Raw genomic sequence first — 18,258 nt, forward strand, 5'->3', positions numbered from 1 at the left:
AAGGAGCTACTTAACTCACAGTTTCTAACTGTAAAGTCTTAGCTTCTTCTTCCCGTTGATGTTCCTGAAATTCTGCTAATTCTGCTTCTATTTCTGCCTTTACTTCATGACGGAATTTGAAAAAATGTTCACCTGTACCCAAGGCAATTAAATAATCATATAATAGATGAGGTTTTTGCCGGGCCATTGTTATTAATTGCTGCCAAAAAACAAACCGTGTAGAACGCAACATTCCTTGTCGCCAACAAATAGACATTAAAAATTGGAACTCTGGTTTTGTTAAAGTCCGTTGGTATTTAGCCCGCCAACCTTCCATCATCATAAAATGGCGAAAAGTCCGTTTTAGGTAGGGCATAGGTTCATACAAATTCCAAAAAGAATCAATAAACTCCTCTGCAATTTCCGACATTGGCCGAGTCGGAACAAAATTCATTAAAGCCTTTTGAGAACCCATGAACTCACCTAAACCATCCCTCAACCGTCCTTCTTTTTGCAAACGAGTCCACATGGCTGTATTCGGTAATGCTTGCAGTAAATTTAGATGAGCTTGGGGAATACAGGTTGCTTCCACAAATTCTTGAATCCGTTTACCTGCACCTGGTTTTTCACCATCAAATCCTAAGATAAAACCAGACATAATTTGCAATCCGGCTTTAGTAATTTTATTGCAGGATTCAACTAAGGAACTGCGAGTATTTTGGGGTTTATTAATTCCTACTAAACTATCTACATCAGGGGTTTCAATCCCCATAAATACCTGAACAAAACCAGCTTTTACCATCAATTCTAGTAATTCATCATCTTCTGCTAAATTTAATGAAGCTTCTGTTAATAAAGCAAAAGGATAATTACGTTCTTCCATCCAGGGAATTAATGCTCTTAAAAATACTTTAGCATTGCGTTTATTGCCAATAAAGTTATCATCAACTATAAACACATAACGCCACCAACCCATCTGATACAAAGCATCCAATTCTGCGAGAATTTGTTCAGGTGTTTTTGTGCGGGGCTTGCGGCCAAAAAGGGTAATAATATCGCAAAATTCACATTGAAATGGACAACCTCGTGAAAATTGCACCGTCATTGCTATATAAGCATTTAAGTCTAATAAATCAAATCTGGGTAAAGGAGTTGTGGTGACATCAGGTTTTTCTATAGCCCGGAAAATCCCCTTTTCTTCTCCCTTTTCTAAGGCTTCTAAGAACATGGGAATAGTGATTTCCCCTTCATCTAAAATTAAATAATCTGCTCCGGCTTCTAGCACAAATTCGGGTACAGATGTGGCAAATGGTCCCCCCACTGCGACTTTTTTCCCTAATCTCTTACCTTTTCTAATTGCTTCCCCAAAATCCTGTTTTTGGATAATCATTGCAGAGATGATGACTATATCGCACCATTCCCAATCTGCATCTGTCTCCAGACCGATATTGCGATCGCTCAACCGGAATTCCCAATCCTGCGGTAACATCGCTGCCACCGTGATTAAACCTAATGGTGGATTGGTAGCACGTAACCCAGCTAAATCAATGGTTTCCTGATAAGACCAAAAAGAATTGGGCATTATCGGCCAGATTAATAAAGCTTTCATTAAATATATTTCCCTGAGTTGTGTTCTGTTAAAAACCCATTTAGTCTTTAACTATAAAAGCTGGATAAATTGGTTTTTATCCGTCTAGGGGTACAGTTTTTTAAACTTCATGATTAAGAAACCAAATAGATGAAGTATGAATAAAATACAGTTCAGTAAACAAGAGTTATCTGCGTCTATACCTGATACAAAATATGTGGTGAATTTATCTGAAAATAGCTATAATATTACTCTGTTAACTTAATGGGTGTTATTAGCAAAAGAATACTTCGGGAATTTTGGGAAAAGCACTCCCAAGCAGAATCAGGACTTTTATTATGGTATCAGCGCATCTCCGATGCTCACTTAGTAACTTTTAATGATGTTAAACGAATTTTTCGATCAGCAGACTGTAACCACTATATAAAACTAATTACTATATTTCCTCCACGACCAATTACCAATGAAGATGAATTAATTGTCTGAATCAGGATACCCAGGATTTTAGGCTTTTCAGGATTGTTATTGATGAATTATCTGTGAGTTATAGATTTTAATTGTCTGAATCAGGATACCCAGGATTTTAGGCTTTTCAGGATTGTTATTGATGAATTATCTGTGAGTTATAGATTTTAATTGTCTGAATCAGGATACCCAGGATTTGAGGCTTTTCAGGATTGTTATTGATGAATTATCTGTGAGTTATAGATTTTAATTGTCTGAATCAGGATACCCAGGATTTGAGGATTTTCAGGATTGTTATTGATGAATTATCTGTGAGTTATAGATTTTAATTGTCTGAATCAGGATAGCCAGGATTTGAGGATTTTCAGGATTGTTATTGATGAATTATCTGTGAGTTACAGATTTTAATTGTCTGAATCAGGATACCCAGGATTTGAGGCTTTTCAGGATTGTTATTGATGAATTATCTGTGAGTTATAGATTTTAATTGTCTGAATCAGGATACCCAGGATTTGAGGATTTTCAGGATTGTTATTGATGAATTATCTGTGAGTTATAGATTTTAATTGTCTGAATCAGGATACCCAGGATTTGAGGATTTTCAGGATTGTTATTGATGAATTATCTGTGAGTTATAGATTTTAATTGTCTGAATCAGGATACCCAGGATTTGAGGATTTTCAGGATTGTTATTGATGAATTATCTGTGAGTTACAGATTTTAATTGTCTGAATCAGGATAGCCAGGATTTGAGGATTTTCAGGATTGTTATTGATGAATTATCTGTGAGTTATAGATTTTAATTGTCTGAATCAGGATACCCAGAATTTGAGAATTTTCAGGATTGTTATTGATGAATTATCTGTGAGTTATAGATTTTAATTGTCTGAATCAGGATAGCCAGGATTTGAGGATTTTCAGGATTGTTATTGATGAATTATCTGTGAGTTATAGATTTTAATTGTCTGAATCAGGATACCCAGGATTTTAGGCTTTTCAGGATTGTTATTGATGAATTATCTGTGAGTTACAGATTTTAATTGTCTGAATCAGGATACCCAGGATTTGAGGATTTTCAGGATTGTTATTGATGAATTATGGAATCTTAATGAAATTCAATATTTCCCTGTTCACTCTCTCTATTATATTACCAAAATGTAATAAATCATTATCATTTCCTTCTATCAACCCACATCCTTCCTCAAATCCCATTATCAATAACTCGATTTAAAACTAATTTTATGTAACGCTGCATAGAATCATAAAATCTATTGATTGATAGATCTTTATCTGCCTCTATCTGCCTCTATCTGCGTTCAATTACTCTTGAGATTTTATTCTATGCTTAGGACGGTTTTCAGGGGTTTGACATCACCCTCAAGGTCTATAAAATTGAGCAAGTTCTCGTTACACTGATAATTATGGGTAAGCAGCGCGTTTTGTCGGGAGTTCAACCAACTGGTAACTTACACTTAGGTAACTATTTAGGTGCAATTCGTAACTGGGTAGAAGTTCAAGACCAGTATGAAAATTTCTTTTGTGTGGTAGATTTACACGCTATTACAGTACCACATAATCCCGCCACCTTAGCGGCTGATACTTACAACATTGCGGCTTTATATTTAGCCTGTGGTATTGATTTACAGTATTCTAGCATCTTTGTCCAATCTCACGTTTCCGCACACAGTGAACTAACTTGGTTGTTAAATTGCATTACCCCCCTCAACTGGTTGCAAGATATGATTCAGTTTAAGGAAAAAGCCGTTAAACAAGGGGAAAATGTTGGTGTTGGTTTGTTAGATTATCCTGTGTTAATGTCAGCGGATATTCTGCTTTATCAAGCGGATAAAGTTCCTGTAGGTGAAGATCAAAAGCAGCATTTGGAACTAGCGCGGGATATTGTCAACAGGTTTAATCACCAATTTGCTAAGAAGAAACCAGTTTTGAAATTACCAGATCCTTTGATTAGAAAAGAAGGTGCAAGGGTGATGAGTTTGACAGACGGAACCAAGAAAATGTCAAAATCAGATCCTTCAGAATTAAGTCGAATTAATCTTTTAGACTCTCCAGAGGAGATTACCAAGAAGATTAAACGCTGTAAAACTGATTTGGTGCGGGGTTTAACCTTTGATGACTCAGAACGCCCAGAATGTCATAATTTATTAACTCTGTATACCCTACTGGCTGGAAAAACCAAAGAAGAGGTAGCAGTTGAGTGTGCAGATATGGGTTGGGGACAATTTAAACCTTTGCTGACAGAAACAGCGATTCAGGCTTTAAAGCCAATTCAAGATAAATATGCGGAGGTAATGGCAGATAAGGGCTATTTAGAGTCAGTATTGCGCGATGGTGGCGAAAAAGCCAGGGCGATCGCTAATCAAACTTTAGCAGATGTTAAAGCTGCTTTGGGTTTCACAGTTCCACTTTAAATCGGCGGTTAGAAACCGCGTCTACACAGACAAAACCCACCTGCGTGGGTTTCAAAATCTTGCTTATGAACTACCTTTAAGGTTTAGGCTTTTAGGTGTAATTTGTTTTACCCTTTAAGAAAACCGAACTATTGACACTCTCAGGTCTAAAGACACTGAGATTCTGCGGACAGAATAGTTTTAGGCAAAACCCAAAGTCTAATTCTCGCTACGATTGTCAAGGATCGTCTACTGAGTTGATTAAGTGAAAGACCTAATCTTCCCGCTACTTTTCGCAAAATATTCGCTGCACCATTTAGATTAGTATATCAACATATTTATTGAATAGCAATGCCATTCCAGAAAAATAACAAATTAGGTTTCACAAGTAAACAGCCCTTTGATAAAGACCCTGTTTGCTTTAAAGTGTTGCCTGGAGTCAAGGCAAACTTAAAAGCCGTCCCAGACTGGCAAGAACGATTAAGAGAATTTACTGATAAGCTTATAGAAAAAATGAAGACTGAAGGCGAATAAATTCGCCCGTGTCGCTTATATCTCAGGGAACCAAGCCACTGAGTTTTACGCTTACCAAGTTATCCTATAAAATTATGCCGGATACCGATAGCACTTTTAATAACTTTCGTAAAGCTGCCCAAAAGGGTGACTTTTTAATTACCGCCGAAGTTGCACCCCCCAAAGGTGGAGATCCTACCCACACCATCAAAATGGCAGCGACTCTTAAGGGAAGGGTTCATGCTGTCAATATTACTGATGGTAGCCGGGCTGTGTTGGGGATGTCTCCGTTAGCAGCTTCAGTGATTTTATTGCAAAATGGCATTGAGCCAATTTGTCAGTTTGCTTGCCGCGATCGCAATAGAATAGGATTACAAGCGGATTTAATGGGCGCTCATGCCTTGGGTATCCGCAACATTTTAGCTTTAACAGGTGATCCGATCAAAGCAGGTGATCATCCTGAAGCAAAAGCCGTTTTTGATTTAGAATCTGTGCGGTTATTGCAGTTAATTAGAAACATGAATCAAGGGTTTGATTTTAATCAAAAACCTCTCACTGATGGGGCTTTAGATTTATTTGTTGGTGCAGCAGTAGATCCCCAATCTAAAAGTTGGTCAGGTTTACAAAGTCGGTTTGAAAAGAAAATAGTCGCCGGAGCGCAATTTTTTCAAAGTCAATTAATTACTGATTTTGAAATATTAGAAAAGTTCATGGATAAAATCGCCGGAGGTTATAACAAACCGATTTTGGCGGGAATCTTTCTCTTGAAATCGGCAAAAAATGCCCAGTTTATTAATAAAGTTGTTCCCGGTGTGAATATTCCTGAACATATTATTAATAGATTGGCAAAAGCGAAACATCCCCTAGAAGAGGGCATGAAAATTGCAGCAGAACAGGTACAAATTGCACGGGAATTGTGTCAGGGTGTGCATCTAATGGCGGTGAAGAGAGAAGATTTGATTGCGCCGATTTTGGATTTAGCGGGGGTGGAAAAGGTTAGTTAATATTGAAATTAGATACCTGATATACTTAATAAGTCAGGTATCTATAATATCATCAACATCGAGGGCGGGGAAACCCCACCCCTACAGGGTTCGTAATTTAATAACTGTATCTCATCTAAGTGCATACCGCTATATCGGCTTTAAAACATTTTGTTAGTGATAAAAGTCAAGATATAGCGGTTCTCCGGCGGATGAAATACAATCGAGGGCGGGGAAACCTCACCCCTACAGAGTTTGTAATTCGATGACTGTATCTCATCTAAGTGCATACCGCTATAGACTTAAACTAAGTTGAACCGAAAGTTAACGCTTGGGGAGAGTCCCACCTTTGAGGTAGATAACGCCAGGAGTCTAGTTTAAGTGGTCTCGTTGAACTAAGAATCCCCGTGTCTTCAGACCGGAGAGTGTCAAGAATTACATACTTCTATCAAAAGGAATATAACCGTGACTTTATTTCACAAGCATACTAATTTATTAATAATGTCCGCATTGCTGGGATTAATAGCTTTGCCAAGCATGATAACTCCAGCTACAGCCCAAAAAGTTGATAATAGTGGTAATACAGACAAAAATCCCAGTCTTAATCAACCTAATTCTACCCCCACCTACCCAGCCGCACCACCACCAGAACGAATTAAACCCTTACCCAATGAGAGACAATTGCAACAGAGGGAAACGGAAGTAGATTATCGAATTAGTAACCTACTGGGAGATCTTACAGGTAATCTGTGGGTAGGTTCGTGGCGCGGATTATCACGTATTGACCCCAACACAGGTAGAGTTATTTCTCGTGTCAGTTTACCAAATATTGCTATTAGTGCTTTAGTCCAAGATAAAGTAGGGCGTTTGTGGGTAGGAAATAATGAAGGTTTAGCAAGAGTAGACCCCCAGACAAGTCAAATTACAGCCCAAAATTTATTATTACCCTCCAAACGAGTATTATCACTGCTACTTGATAAGCGGGGTTACTTGTGGGTAGGAACTGATGCTGGGTTAACTCTAGTTAGTCCTGACCAAGGCTTAATTATGACCACAGTTCAAAATATGCCTGGTGTCAGTGTTAACACAATGACTTTAGATGCTGACGGTCAACTGTGGGCTGGGACTTTAGAGGGAATAGTCAAAGTTAATACTTCCAGTGCTTTACTGATGAAGAGAATTCAAAATCTACCTGGGGGAACTGTCCAGACTTTAGCAATTAGTCCCCAAGGATTAATTTGGGCGGGAATGCCAAATCAATTGTTAGTGATTAACCCAAAAAATGGTATTGTGTTACGGTCTGTTACTCCCCTGCGCGGACGCAACGTTACATCAGTCAGATTTGCCAAAGATGGTAGTGTGTGGGTGGGTACTAACAATGGTTTACTCCGATTAAACCCATATACAGGAGCAGTATTAGACCAAGTTATGGGACTTCCTTCTAGTCGAGTTTTGACCCTAGCACCAGATATTGGTAATAAATTATGGGTAGGAACAACAGAAGGTTTAGCTTGGTTAATGCCTTCAGTCGGTAAAGCCCAACCTCATTTTGGTTTTGGTCGGTATGTAAAATAGGGAACAGGGAACAGGGAACAGGGAATAGGGAACAGGGAATAGGGAATAAAGGAAAGAATTTTCCAGTAATTCCTCATCCAAAATCTAAAATCTAAAATCTAAAATTTGGTTATGGCAGTTACTACCCAACAATTAACTCAATGGAAACAACAGGGACGTGCGATTGTTGCTTTAACTGCCTGGGATTATGCGATCGCTCAACTTTTAGATGTCGCTGGTGTAGACTTAATCCTAGTTGGTGATTCTCTTGCCGTTATCCTAGGTTATGAAACTACCTTACCCATAACTTTAGATGAAATGATCCATCATGCTAAAGCTGTGCGGCGTGGTGTCAAAAACGCTTTAGTAGTGGTAGATTTACCATTCTTGACTTATCAAGAAAGCATCTCTCAAGCCATGCACTCCGCCGGCAGAGTATTAAAAGAAACAGGAGCGCAGGCGGTAAAATTAGAAGGTGGTTATCCGGCAATGGTAGAAACCATTACCCGGTTAGTACAATCTGGGATTCCCGTTATGGGTCATGTCGGATTAACACCCCAATCAATCCATCAATTAGGGTTGCGACAACAGGGAAAAACCCAGGAGGAGGGAGAGAGGATTTTGAATGAAGCGATCGCTCTCGAACAAGCCGGGGTTTTTGCTATAGTATTAGAACATATTCCCGCCAAACTAGCTCTGCAAATTACTGATAAACTCCGTATTCCCACCATCGGCATCGGTGCAGGTTCTAGCTGTGATGGTCAAGTATTAGTCACTTCTGACATTCTCGGACTTTCGGAAAAACAACCACCATTCGCCAAAGTTTATACAAATTTACGAGAAACAATTACCAACGCTGTACAAGATTACGCTGTTGAAGTCCGAGAAAGACAGTTTCCAAAGTAGTTAATATTTCAGGAAAGAGAACCTTTTATCAAGCTATTGATTTTGAGGTTATTGACTAATTTTGTTTTTTTCTTTCATCCATTCCGTCAACTTATCTGACATCTCACACATTACAGATTCCACTATGTCAATCCTAATTAACTGATTTTGGTTTTCTCCTTCAATCCTAATTTACCGCTTTTGATTATCTAACATAACTTGTTGCTGAATAGCTACTTCAGCTAACCGGATATTTTCTTCTATTGGTACACCCTCTGCTGTCACCATTGGCGCATACCATGTAGCTTCTGAATCAGGAGTACGGCGACTCACCAGAATATCCAAAGCTTCCCAATCATTGGGATTCTTACGGACATAAGCTCTCAGTTCAGAATTTGACATTTCAGTAAAATCAGGTTTCATCAATAAACCTCCAATTTCCTTCAGGAAAAATTAATATTTGGATTTCATCACCTGCGAGAATGTATACATATCCCTTCATTTCATTAAATCGAATTAAATGGATATCTAGAAAACAGTTAGACAAATTGTGGCAAACCCTGAGACAGGTTAGGGCTTGTACGGCAGTAGGATGATAAATAGTAGTTTCCTCAATTGTGACATAAATAATCTTAAAACGAATCTGGTGATATTTGATTACAAGTCACTTCACTTTCAACTACTGCCAGCCCTTCCTGGACTCAAGCTATCTAAAAAAGGAAAATATCCGCATCAGAAAAAATCCTCAATCCCCAATTAAACCAACTTCAAATCAGGATATTCAGCAAACAAATCATCTGATGTTAATGTATCCCCTTTTGCTTGGGGAGTCCATAGCAATTCAATAGCTAAAAGTTGTTCACTAGGAAGACTACCAATTTGACGTAAGGCTTGACGTAAATCATCAGCACTATTAATAGCAGGAATTTCACACTTACCCAAAGTTGCTGCTAATAAAGTGACAATAATATATTCTCCTGGTCCTTCGGTAATCAAGCGAGTGGGATTATCTTCACCAGATAAAGCTTCCTGACTCAGAACAGCTTTTAGTTGATTATTGACATTAGAGAGAGTTTCTTCACTAAACTTACTGCGTTCCGCTAAAGATAAACGATTGAATTGAGATTCTGCGGAATTTAACTTTGCTTGTTGAGTTCCACCACCCGCATATACCCAATATTCAGGGTGACGCAATAAAGCCAAACTAGCCTCTTGTAAAACTTCGCTTCTGCCTTCTGGGCTATTGGTATCAGCAGTTTCAGCAATGCGATTTAGTTCGGGTTGTAGATCTCTAGCTTGGGCTAGTAAACCAACTTGTAAGCGAGTAACGGAAACAGAAGGGTTGCTGCTATAGCTGACTTCTTCCGTTTCTCCATTGGTAACACGGCGAAATGTTTGGACTAAAAAATTCGCCATGGTAAAAAAGATGATAATCCCAAACAAACCGCCAAAACCACCACCGAAACCCCATAAGGGCAAAAGAAACGGAAATCCGAAACCACCACCATAGGGAGCATAGTAGCCACCACCGCTAGGCATATTAGTGCGTGGTGCATAAGTACGACTAGAAGGCATTCTAAAGGAACCACCACCAATTCTGCCACCACTACGGGCTGCTAAAGCATCATTAGCATGACTAAAGGCTAAAGTTAGCACTAAGCTAAGGATAAAGACGGTTTTAAATAGGGGTTTGAGGAATCTTTGTAGTTTTTTACTCATAACTCATTTAGGACAACAACTGTATTTTTATGATGACTGCCTCTGTTAGAAGAAGCAAGACTATCTATAATCTACCGCTTCTGATCTTGGTTAGGGAGGAAATAGGGAGAGATTTCTGGAGTTGATAACCGTACCGTGAAACCTCCTTACCATCAAAAAACTTGGGAATCAATTAATAATTCCTCATTCCCGGTGATGCCATACTGATAATGTGAGGGCTGAAAAAATAATTTGTATCATTTATTAATTAATGATATCAGCAATAATTCTTGTTCAATATTTCAGCACTTACTAATTAAGTGTAAATCCTGCTACTTCTAAGTAGTATTTGAGTATCTGAATAAGAGTCTTTTAAATGATACGAGTTTTTTTATATTACTAATTTTGCTACTAACTAATTTTTTCCGGATAGAGACGGAATATTTAGCACTTATATTTTAGGGGGTTTTACTTTTTATCAGTGATGTAAGCACGGTGACACTTAAAAATTTTACACTTACTATCTATCAATTGTTAGCTTAGTTTGAGAAACCAGCTTTGAGAATAGGCTGTATTGTGACAAATATATCCATGTTTACCATTTAAAGGTATTCAATTTTAACATGGGCTAAATGCAATGATTGATACACTAACAAAAATGAAAATCAGGTAAACAACAAAGGTGAAAATGATGGGAATTATTAAATCATAATTTGGCAGTAAATGCTATGACGCAGATTACAAAATTACCTATATTTTCTGGCGATTTGGCATCAAAATAGCCAGTATTTGCGATATTATAAAGGAAATAGTTAAAGTTAACAATTTTCCGAGTAGTTTCTGAGTAATCTCTTGGGAGTATCAGTTATTAATCATAACTATCTTGGATTATACAAATAACTTATCCAGCACTGATAAACCTGGGTAAATTGAACAATAATGGGCGGTAAAATAGGTTGAAAATTTGTAATTTTGTCAGCCTGATGTTTGATCATTCCAAGAAAGATTCACCGAATCAGAATACTTGTTAAATCAAGAATATAGAGGAGCAAGATTTGTTAAAGAGGGAACAGGGAGTAACAAAAAAGGGGGATTTAGACCCCACTCGAAATACTCCACTTATAAAAGTCGAGGTCTCTTACTCCAAGTTCGGGAAATAGGAAAAACTATTCCCTGTTCCCCTCTTTGATAAAAATAATCTCAGTAAACTCTAAAATTCGTGATTATTTTGATAAAGCTGAATGCTCACAAATTTAAGAAAAGTATTGCATTTTTTCTAAATCAGCAAAATTTAAAAACTTTATTTCTATATACAGCAAAATTTAGTAGGAATTTAGCATTGCTAAACCCTTACGGAAGTAAAAGCCTTTTATTGAATTTAAGATAACGCCCTAATTCCAGTTAATTTATCAAGCTTAATTATGGAAAATATATCACGACTAGGGTTACAAGTTAGAGATAATACAGCTTATCCAGATATCCTAGTTATTTCCCGAATATTCCGCCCAGATGAGGCTGTAATTGGTGAATATGTATATAACCGTTGTTTACAAGATCCAGATCGGGTAATTGTTTTAGCGGGTGGTTGTGCTGGAGATAAAAAATTTGATAAATCCCAGCAATTTCCGGTTTATCGTTGGTTTAATTTTCCTGCTTGGTGTGATAACTGGTTAGGAAATATTATTCAATCTGGATTCAATATTAGTGCTGCTTTTTTATTAGCTATAAGATTATATTTTCGCTATCATTACCGCTACATTGAATGGTGTCAAGGTTATGATTTTCCAGCGTTGTTGGTACTAAGTTATATTTTACCAATTCGCTTTTTTATCTATTTACATGATAATGATTTAGTCCGTACAGCTAGTAACCCTTTATGGAGATGGCTATTAAAAGTAACTCTCAAACGCGCTGATGGAATTGTTTGTAATAGTTCTTATATTCGCAATTCTTTGAGAAATACTTTTCGTTTAGACACACCAACTCATGTTATTAATCCAGTCGTCAGACCAGAAAGATTTGGTAATCCTACTAGTCTGAGTCATATTGATGATTTACGTAATCGCATTCGTCAAACTTACAATATCCCAGAAACAGCAATTGTGATTCTTTCTGTGGGTAATTTAGTTAAATATAAGAACTTTGATCGGGTAATAGATAATATTCCCGTATTGCTAAATTTTGGTGTGGATGTTCATTATATTATTTGCGGTGAAGGAAGTTGTGAAAATCAGCTAAAATCCCAAGCCCAAAGGTTGCGAATCGCCAAAAGAGTCCATTTTGCTGGGTATGTACCAGAGCGGGATTTAGCCGGTTATTATGCAGCTTGTGATATTTTCGCTATGTTGAATTCAGATAATCATCAAGATCAAAATATAGATAAGTTTGGTGTAGTTTATTTAGAAGCAGGTTATTTTGGTAAACCTGTAATTGCTTCTCGTTTAGGTAGTGTTTTAGATGCGGTTCATCATGAAGAAAATGGCCTGTTAGTAAATCCCGACTCTGGTTATGAAGTTTTGCAAACTTTCAATCGGTTGTGTCAAGATTCACAACTACGGGAAAAACTAGGCCGTCAAGGTAAGGAATTAGCGAAACGGAAAACCTATCATCGCTGGTTATATAGTCCTGAATCTTGTTGTTCTTGTTTGTTGAACTAACCACCACCAACGATTGTAACTACTTCTAAGCGATCGCCATTTTTAATTTGAGTTTCTAACCAAAATTGACGATGTAAGATTTCACCGTTATATTCTACTGCTACTAAACGCGGATTAAAACCTAACTGTTGGAGTAATTCAGGTAAAGCAGTTGGGGATAAACAATTGCGAGTTTCTCCATTAACTTGGAGATGAATTTGATTGGACATAAATAAAAACTTTGAATTTAGGACCTATGAAAATAATAATGTAGTCAGAATCAGAATATCCACCGATTAAAGGATAAACAGGATGAAATAAGGATTTTATCACCAATTGTCAATTGTACATTATTGAAATCTCTTTCTAATATTTGCTAATTGATATTGATGTATTTCCTTGTGCGTAGTTGAGATTTTGCTGATATTCTATATAGTTATTCATATTTACTGAGAATATTAAATATCGTCTTCACTCAGATTAGCAACTTTTAGAAAATGCCGTAATAGTCCAGGTTTTAGTGATTGATTCCCATGAATAGGAACAGAAATTCGGGCTGGACTGTCGGATTTACCATAGATATGATGACTACCATTAATGCGTAGAAGTTGCCATCCCTGAGATTCTAATACTTTAGCAAAATTTTTCCCTGAAATTGATTTCATACGGCAATTTCTAATATTTGAGCAGATTCATCAAGTTCTAATGAATCAATATCAACAAGTAGGCAACCTTCAACGGCTTCATATATATTTTGTAGTAATTCTTCAAAAGTATCTCCCTGGGTGGCACAACCGGGAATAGCAGGAACTTCTGCCCAGTAACCTGTTTCTTCTTTATGAATAATGACTTTTATTTTCATGGTTTGAAGTTCAAGCTTTTAGGTGTGGTATGATTAAACATAATTATATCTTAATAGTATCCCTTCGTTGAATACAATTTTTTTAAGAATTATTGGTGTCTAAAAATTAACAATAATTAATGGATATTTTTCTCCACTGAGTAATTATTTAAAATAATAATTAATAGTAGTATACAATACCTTAGCCAAATCAAAAAATTCCTTGATTCGTAGGGTGGTTTGTGGAACGTGAACGTTCGCAAAGCAATGGGACGTATCCCGTCAGGGATACGTAAGGCATAACCCAACAAATACGTCGGGTTTCTCTTCGCTCAAGCCGACCTACACAAAAATGGCTAAGGTATTGAGTATAGATAGTAAATTTAATGAAATAATCAACGAAAGAATATTGAGAGAACTTACGCACTGTCCAAATCAATCATGATATGCGTTCACCAAAATACCTTTTTTCAGGGTGCAACTAATTCTATTGTTACCGATAAATCAACCGTAGAGTAGGGGTTTAGCTTTTGCTTTACCCCTAGGATAAATGTGGTTTTCACAGCAACACATATTTGATATTTTTGGTCAATGCGTAAGTCCTCCTCATTCACTTAATTCGATGGAGTTGAGAGAGAAAATATTGAGTTGCTAGAGTGGGTTGATCAGATTGGATGAGCGATCGCACTACAGCTACCCGTCGCGCTCCTGCATTCATGACATCATTCAAATTACTCATGTCTATTCCCCCAATTGCAAACCAGGGAATTTGACAATTTTGAGAAACATATTTCACATATTCTAAACCGGCTGCGGCTTTACCTGCTTTTGTCGGTGTTTCATGCACAGGTCCCACACCAATATAATCCGCACCTTCGGCAATTGCCCCTTGCATTTCTTGCGGATTTGTGGTAGAGCGGCCAATAATGCGCTGACTGCCCAGTAGTTGACGCGCTATAGCAATGGGTATATCCTGTTGTCCCAAATGTACACCATCAGCATCCACAGCCAAAGCCAAATCCACCCGATCATTAATAATGAATAAAGCCCCGTAATGGTGACATAACTGCCGTAGCTGCATAGCCATTTCTAAACGCACCGAATCATCGGCGGTTTTTTCCCGATACTGTAACAGAGTTAAACCACCTTGCAGAGCCGCTTCCACTATTGCCAATAGGTTATCTGTGGGAGATGTTACCAAATATAAATGCGATCGCCATAATAACTGATGACGCTGATAACCCATCAAATTGCTTTCCAGGGTATACACTTGATAACGCATTTGTTTACAAGCTGTCCCCATATTCCCATTATAAAGCTTGCCATATTCTTCTAATACTCGCAATGCTTCTTGCACACGGCAAAAATTAGCCTGTAATAGAGACGTAATATCAGCCCGTTCTTCCTCTTGGGGATGAGTTAAATCAGTTCCTGGATCACCCGGTGTATCTCGTGCTGCCCGGATTTCCGCCGTATGCCAAGTACCCAACTCTTGACGCAGGTGTTTACATATACTCGAAAACTGGGCATTATTTAAACCAAACCGACACCATTCCTCAATAATTCGCAACCCCTCACGAGCGCGATCTAAATTAGCATCTAAAATGCGATAAACAGTTTGCTGTGTGTGACTATGGGACAAAACCATTACAAACCTCTATTTTTCATGCTTTGATAGTAATAGCCAGCCTGATTCATATTTTTATGATTAAATATTTGCTAACTAATCGCGGTTAATTTGTCAAGATATAAATAATATCGTGGACATACTACTATTAAATAGTATAAAAATTGATTGTATAACAGTTGCCAGGTAGCAGTTGATATACAGTTTCAGAAACTAAGAGGTTGTTTGATAGCTTGGGTAGCGTAGCCATAAAGGGTTTCGCTGTGACTTTAGGCATTTTTAGATCCCCCCTAACCCTTAAAAAGGGGGGAACGGTTATCAAAGTCTGCCTTTTTAAGGGAGATTTAGCGGGATCTAAAACTTTTGATACCGACAAGAGAACTTTTCAAACATCTTCTACCGGAATCAAAGTCTCCCTTTTTAAGGGAGATTTAGCGGGATCTAAAACTTTTGAGACCGACAAGAGAACTTTTCAAACATCCTCTACCGGAATCAAAGTCTCCCTTTTTAAGGGAGATTTAGAGGGATCTAAAACTTTTGAGACCGACAAGAGAACTTTTCAAACACCAACAGATTTTCAACGTTCTTGATATATATTTTTCAGGAGTTTTATAAACAATGATAGTTTCCCAAAAATCCGTGAATACTCGGACAAACTCCCTGAGTTTCTCAATTTTGAGTTTAACTGTTGGTTTAGGAGTGACGAGTACAATACTCTTGATAACAAGTGTAAGTAGTGTCTTTGCTCAAGTTCCTATGGGAGTCGAACAAATACTCCAAGGTGAAAAAACAATCTCTCAGATTAACCAATCATTTGTCAACCCAAATACGGGAAATGACAAAACAGGTAATGGTAGTATCAGCGCACCTTGGCAGACAATTGGCCAAGCCTTAGAAGCATCACCATCTAATAGTGTAATTATCCTCTCTCCCGGTACATATAGTACCCAAACTGGAGAAGTATTTCCTTTAATGTTAAAACCAGGTGTGGCCATTCAAGGAGATATTAACAGCAAAGGCAGCACAGTAACAATTACTGGTGGTGGCGAATACCTCAGTCGCAGTTTTGGTGGTCAAAATGTGGCCATTGTCGGTGCTAACCAAGCTAGTTTAAGTGGTGTCACCGTCACTAACTCCAATCCTCGTGGTTATGGATTATGGATTGAATCCAGTAATATTCTAGTGCGAGAAAATACCTTTACTAATAATACCCAAGATGGAATTGCTGTTGCTGGTGATGGTACACCAAGTATTAGCAAAAATTCCTTTGTTCGCAATGGCGCTAATGGTATAACTATTTCTGGCAATGCACGCCCCGAAATCAGGGAAAACATCTTTCAAGAAACTGGTTTTGGGATTAATATTGCCCAAAATGCTGCTCCCGTAGTAGTAGCTAACCAAATTCAGAACAATAGATCGGGTATTATTGTCCAAGCAAATGCTACACCAATGTTAAGGAATAATCTTCTTCAAGGTAATAGAGAAGATGGTTTAGTAGTAATTGCCCAAGCTAGACCAGATTTAGGTACGAGTTATGACCCAGGCAAGAATATATTTCGGAATAATGGTCGTTATGATATCAATGCTCAAAGTGCCAAGTTAGTATTTTCTGCGGCTGGAAATAATCTGGTTAGCAATCGTATCAGCGGTAAAGTGGATCTTCAAGGTACAACCGCACCTACAGCCAGAAATCCTGGTTCTAATCCTTTATCAACAGAAACTTCAGCCCGCACCGTTCCCAATTCTCCTAATCAAAGAACTCTAACACCTTTAAAATTTAAACCGGTTCCTCAGCCCAATCAATTGCCACTATTACCAAATAATCTGTCTGATTCATCCCAATTTAATTATACGCAACTTGATTCCGGTGCTATTGAATTTGTGGCCCCTCAAGCAGCAGCAGGGGAAAATATTCAGAATTCAGCCCCAATATCAGACCCCCAAATTTATCCGGCTTCTGGGCAAAATGTCAGTTACCGGGTGCTAGTGCTAGTTGCAAATAAGCAGCAACAGAATTTTGTCAGTTCTCTCGTCACTGACGCTTTTCCTAAAGTTTGGCAAGGCCGCAGGGTAATGCAGGTGGGAGTATTCAAGGGTCAAGAAAGTGCCTCTGAAGTGATAAACCTCTTCAATAGCAAAGGTTTAAAAACAGTGCTTGAGGCTGTAAAGTAATGGGTAATTGGTGACAACGAGCAACGGTTACCTGTCAACCGTCCACCGTCAACCGTCAACCGTCCACCGTCAACCGTCAACCGTCAACCGTCAACCGTCCACCGTCAACCGTCAACCGTCCACCGTCCACCGTCAACCGTCAACCGTCAACCGTCCACCGTCAACCGTCAACTGACTAAAAAACCAACTCCAATCTTTCGCTGGTGAGGGATTTGAGTTTGGAGGTGAAGGATTCCGTGCGAGCGCTCTTTTGGGGCATAAACTGACCAATAGGCGGATGATTGGCGGTTGCTGGTAACATCAACTGTGGGGCAGGTTGGGGGGAAATTTCCTCAATAATTGGCTGTTGACTGATATTTGGTGTTAATTGAGCAGAAGGAGGGACTGGGACTAGATTTTCTAGGGTAGAGTCTCGTTTCTCTGCTGTTGGCTGTAAATTATTATTTATTTGATATTTATAACTAACTGGGGCAGGTAATAAACGAGGATTTTTAGATTTTTCCATCCTGATTTCCTGTTTAGGGGGTGGTAAAACTGGTAGAGAGAGGGAAGTGAGACGTTCTGGGAATTTGCTACAAATCATGCGCTCAAATTCCATGTTGAAATGATATGTTGTCTCTCCCTTTCGCTGCCAAGAGGTCAAGATTTGCTGGACAGATATGGCTTTATAACGACCTTGATACAAAGCTTCAATAACTGCTAAATGTAACCAATGAATGGGATATTCTGATTGCCAGCAGCTAACTAACTCACTAGCATTGTATCCATTCAGATCAAAGCTGTAGTGAGTTAATAACTTAGTTGCTAATTCGGCCGGAGCTGCAAAGGGTTGAGTAAACGGGGATGTAGTTAACATGGGCTGCAAGTTATAGGCAACAGGTATAAATATTTCACCCATCGCGTCTAGCC

The 18,258-nt window shown here is 38.3% G+C and carries 17 protein-coding genes; 9 read left to right on the forward strand and 8 right to left on the reverse strand.

Features of this window, described 5'->3' with window-relative positions; translation table 11 throughout:
- Positions 1-10: 10 nt before the first annotated feature.
- Positions 11-1,588, reverse strand: a complete 1,578-nt coding sequence (locus tag EZY12_06620; protein ID QSX69306.1) for a DUF4070 domain-containing protein — start codon at positions 1,586-1,588, stop codon at positions 11-13.
- 243 nt (positions 1,589-1,831) lie between these two features.
- Here EZY12_06620 and EZY12_06625 point away from each other — a divergent pair, with 243 nt between their 5' ends.
- From EZY12_06625 to panB, 6 genes are all read left to right on the forward strand, one after another.
- Positions 1,832-2,053 carry a hypothetical protein gene (locus EZY12_06625; protein ID QSX69307.1) on the forward strand — a complete coding sequence of 74 codons (222 nt, stop codon included), beginning with the start codon at positions 1,832-1,834 and terminating at the stop codon, positions 2,051-2,053.
- 1,400 nt (positions 2,054-3,453) lie between these two features.
- The gene (trpS, locus tag EZY12_06630; protein ID QSX69308.1) at positions 3,454-4,461 is read left to right on the forward strand and encodes a tryptophan--tRNA ligase; all 1,008 of its coding nucleotides are present in this window, start codon (positions 3,454-3,456) and stop codon (positions 4,459-4,461) included.
- Between the two features lie 330 nt (positions 4,462-4,791).
- On the forward strand, positions 4,792-4,974 hold the full coding sequence (locus EZY12_06635) for a hypothetical protein (protein ID QSX69309.1): 183 nt from the start codon (positions 4,792-4,794) through the stop codon (positions 4,972-4,974).
- A 74-nt stretch (positions 4,975-5,048) separates the two neighbouring features.
- Complete coding sequence (locus EZY12_06640) at positions 5,049-5,957, forward strand: methylenetetrahydrofolate reductase (protein ID QSX69310.1); 909 nt, start codon at positions 5,049-5,051, stop codon at positions 5,955-5,957.
- A 480-nt stretch (positions 5,958-6,437) separates the two neighbouring features.
- A complete protein-coding gene (locus tag EZY12_06645) occupies positions 6,438-7,511 on the forward strand; it encodes a transcriptional regulator (protein ID QSX70547.1) in 1,074 nt (357 codons plus the stop codon).
- A gap of 111 nt (positions 7,512-7,622) precedes the next feature.
- Positions 7,623-8,396, forward strand: coding sequence for a 3-methyl-2-oxobutanoate hydroxymethyltransferase (panB, locus tag EZY12_06650; GenBank protein ID QSX69311.1), 774 nt, complete (start codon positions 7,623-7,625; stop codon positions 8,394-8,396).
- A 171-nt stretch (positions 8,397-8,567) separates the two neighbouring features.
- Here the strand turns inward: panB and EZY12_06655 are convergent, their stop codons facing one another.
- On the reverse strand, positions 8,568-8,777 hold the full coding sequence (locus tag EZY12_06655; protein ID QSX70548.1) for a hypothetical protein: 210 nt from the start codon (positions 8,775-8,777) through the stop codon (positions 8,568-8,570).
- 354 nt (positions 8,778-9,131) lie between these two features.
- Positions 9,132-10,094, reverse strand: a complete 963-nt coding sequence (locus tag EZY12_06660; GenBank protein QSX69312.1) for a DUF1517 domain-containing protein — start codon at positions 10,092-10,094, stop codon at positions 9,132-9,134.
- A 1,400-nt stretch (positions 10,095-11,494) separates the two neighbouring features.
- Between EZY12_06660 and EZY12_06665 the strand changes: the two genes are divergently transcribed.
- Positions 11,495-12,730 carry a glycosyltransferase family 4 protein gene (locus EZY12_06665; GenBank protein QSX69313.1) on the forward strand — a complete coding sequence of 412 codons (1,236 nt, stop codon included), beginning with the start codon at positions 11,495-11,497 and terminating at the stop codon, positions 12,728-12,730.
- Here EZY12_06665 and thiS read toward each other — a convergent pair.
- The 4 genes from thiS to EZY12_06685 form a co-directional block, all read right to left on the reverse strand.
- Positions 12,727-12,939: a thiamine biosynthesis protein ThiS gene (gene thiS, locus EZY12_06670; GenBank protein ID QSX69314.1), complete on the reverse strand. Its 213-nt coding sequence runs from the start codon at positions 12,937-12,939 to the stop codon at positions 12,727-12,729. The two genes, EZY12_06665 and thiS, sit on opposite strands and share 4 nt — an antisense overlap.
- Positions 12,940-13,167: 228 nt before the next feature.
- Positions 13,168-13,374 (reverse strand): type II toxin-antitoxin system HicA family toxin, encoded by a 207-nt coding sequence (locus tag EZY12_06675; GenBank protein QSX69315.1) that lies wholly within the window; start codon positions 13,372-13,374, stop codon positions 13,168-13,170.
- Positions 13,371-13,571, reverse strand: a complete 201-nt coding sequence (locus tag EZY12_06680) for a type II toxin-antitoxin system HicB family antitoxin (protein ID QSX69316.1) — start codon at positions 13,569-13,571, stop codon at positions 13,371-13,373. The genes EZY12_06675 and EZY12_06680 overlap by 4 nt, the downstream gene beginning before the upstream one ends.
- A gap of 589 nt (positions 13,572-14,160) precedes the next feature.
- The gene (locus EZY12_06685) at positions 14,161-15,198 is read right to left on the reverse strand and encodes a thiamine phosphate synthase (GenBank protein ID QSX69317.1); all 1,038 of its coding nucleotides are present in this window, start codon (positions 15,196-15,198) and stop codon (positions 14,161-14,163) included.
- Positions 15,199-15,440: 242 nt separating this feature from the next.
- On the opposite strand from EZY12_06685, the gene EZY12_06690 reads away from it, so the two are divergent.
- Together EZY12_06690 and EZY12_06695 are read left to right on the forward strand one after the other, a co-directional pair.
- Positions 15,441-15,767, forward strand: coding sequence for a hypothetical protein (locus EZY12_06690; protein QSX69318.1), 327 nt, complete (start codon positions 15,441-15,443; stop codon positions 15,765-15,767).
- A gap of 28 nt (positions 15,768-15,795) precedes the next feature.
- On the forward strand, positions 15,796-17,349 hold the full coding sequence (locus tag EZY12_06695) for a DUF1565 domain-containing protein (GenBank protein ID QSX69319.1): 1,554 nt from the start codon (positions 15,796-15,798) through the stop codon (positions 17,347-17,349).
- Between the two features lie 175 nt (positions 17,350-17,524).
- Here the strand turns inward: EZY12_06695 and EZY12_06700 are convergent, their stop codons facing one another.
- Entirely contained in the window at positions 17,525-18,247 is a 723-nt protein-coding gene (locus EZY12_06700) for a hypothetical protein (GenBank protein QSX69320.1), read from the reverse strand.
- Positions 18,248-18,258 lie beyond the last annotated feature (11 nt).

This window comes from Dolichospermum sp. DET69 (assembly GCA_017355425.1).
GTDB lineage: Bacteria > Cyanobacteriota > Cyanobacteriia > Cyanobacteriales > Nostocaceae > Dolichospermum.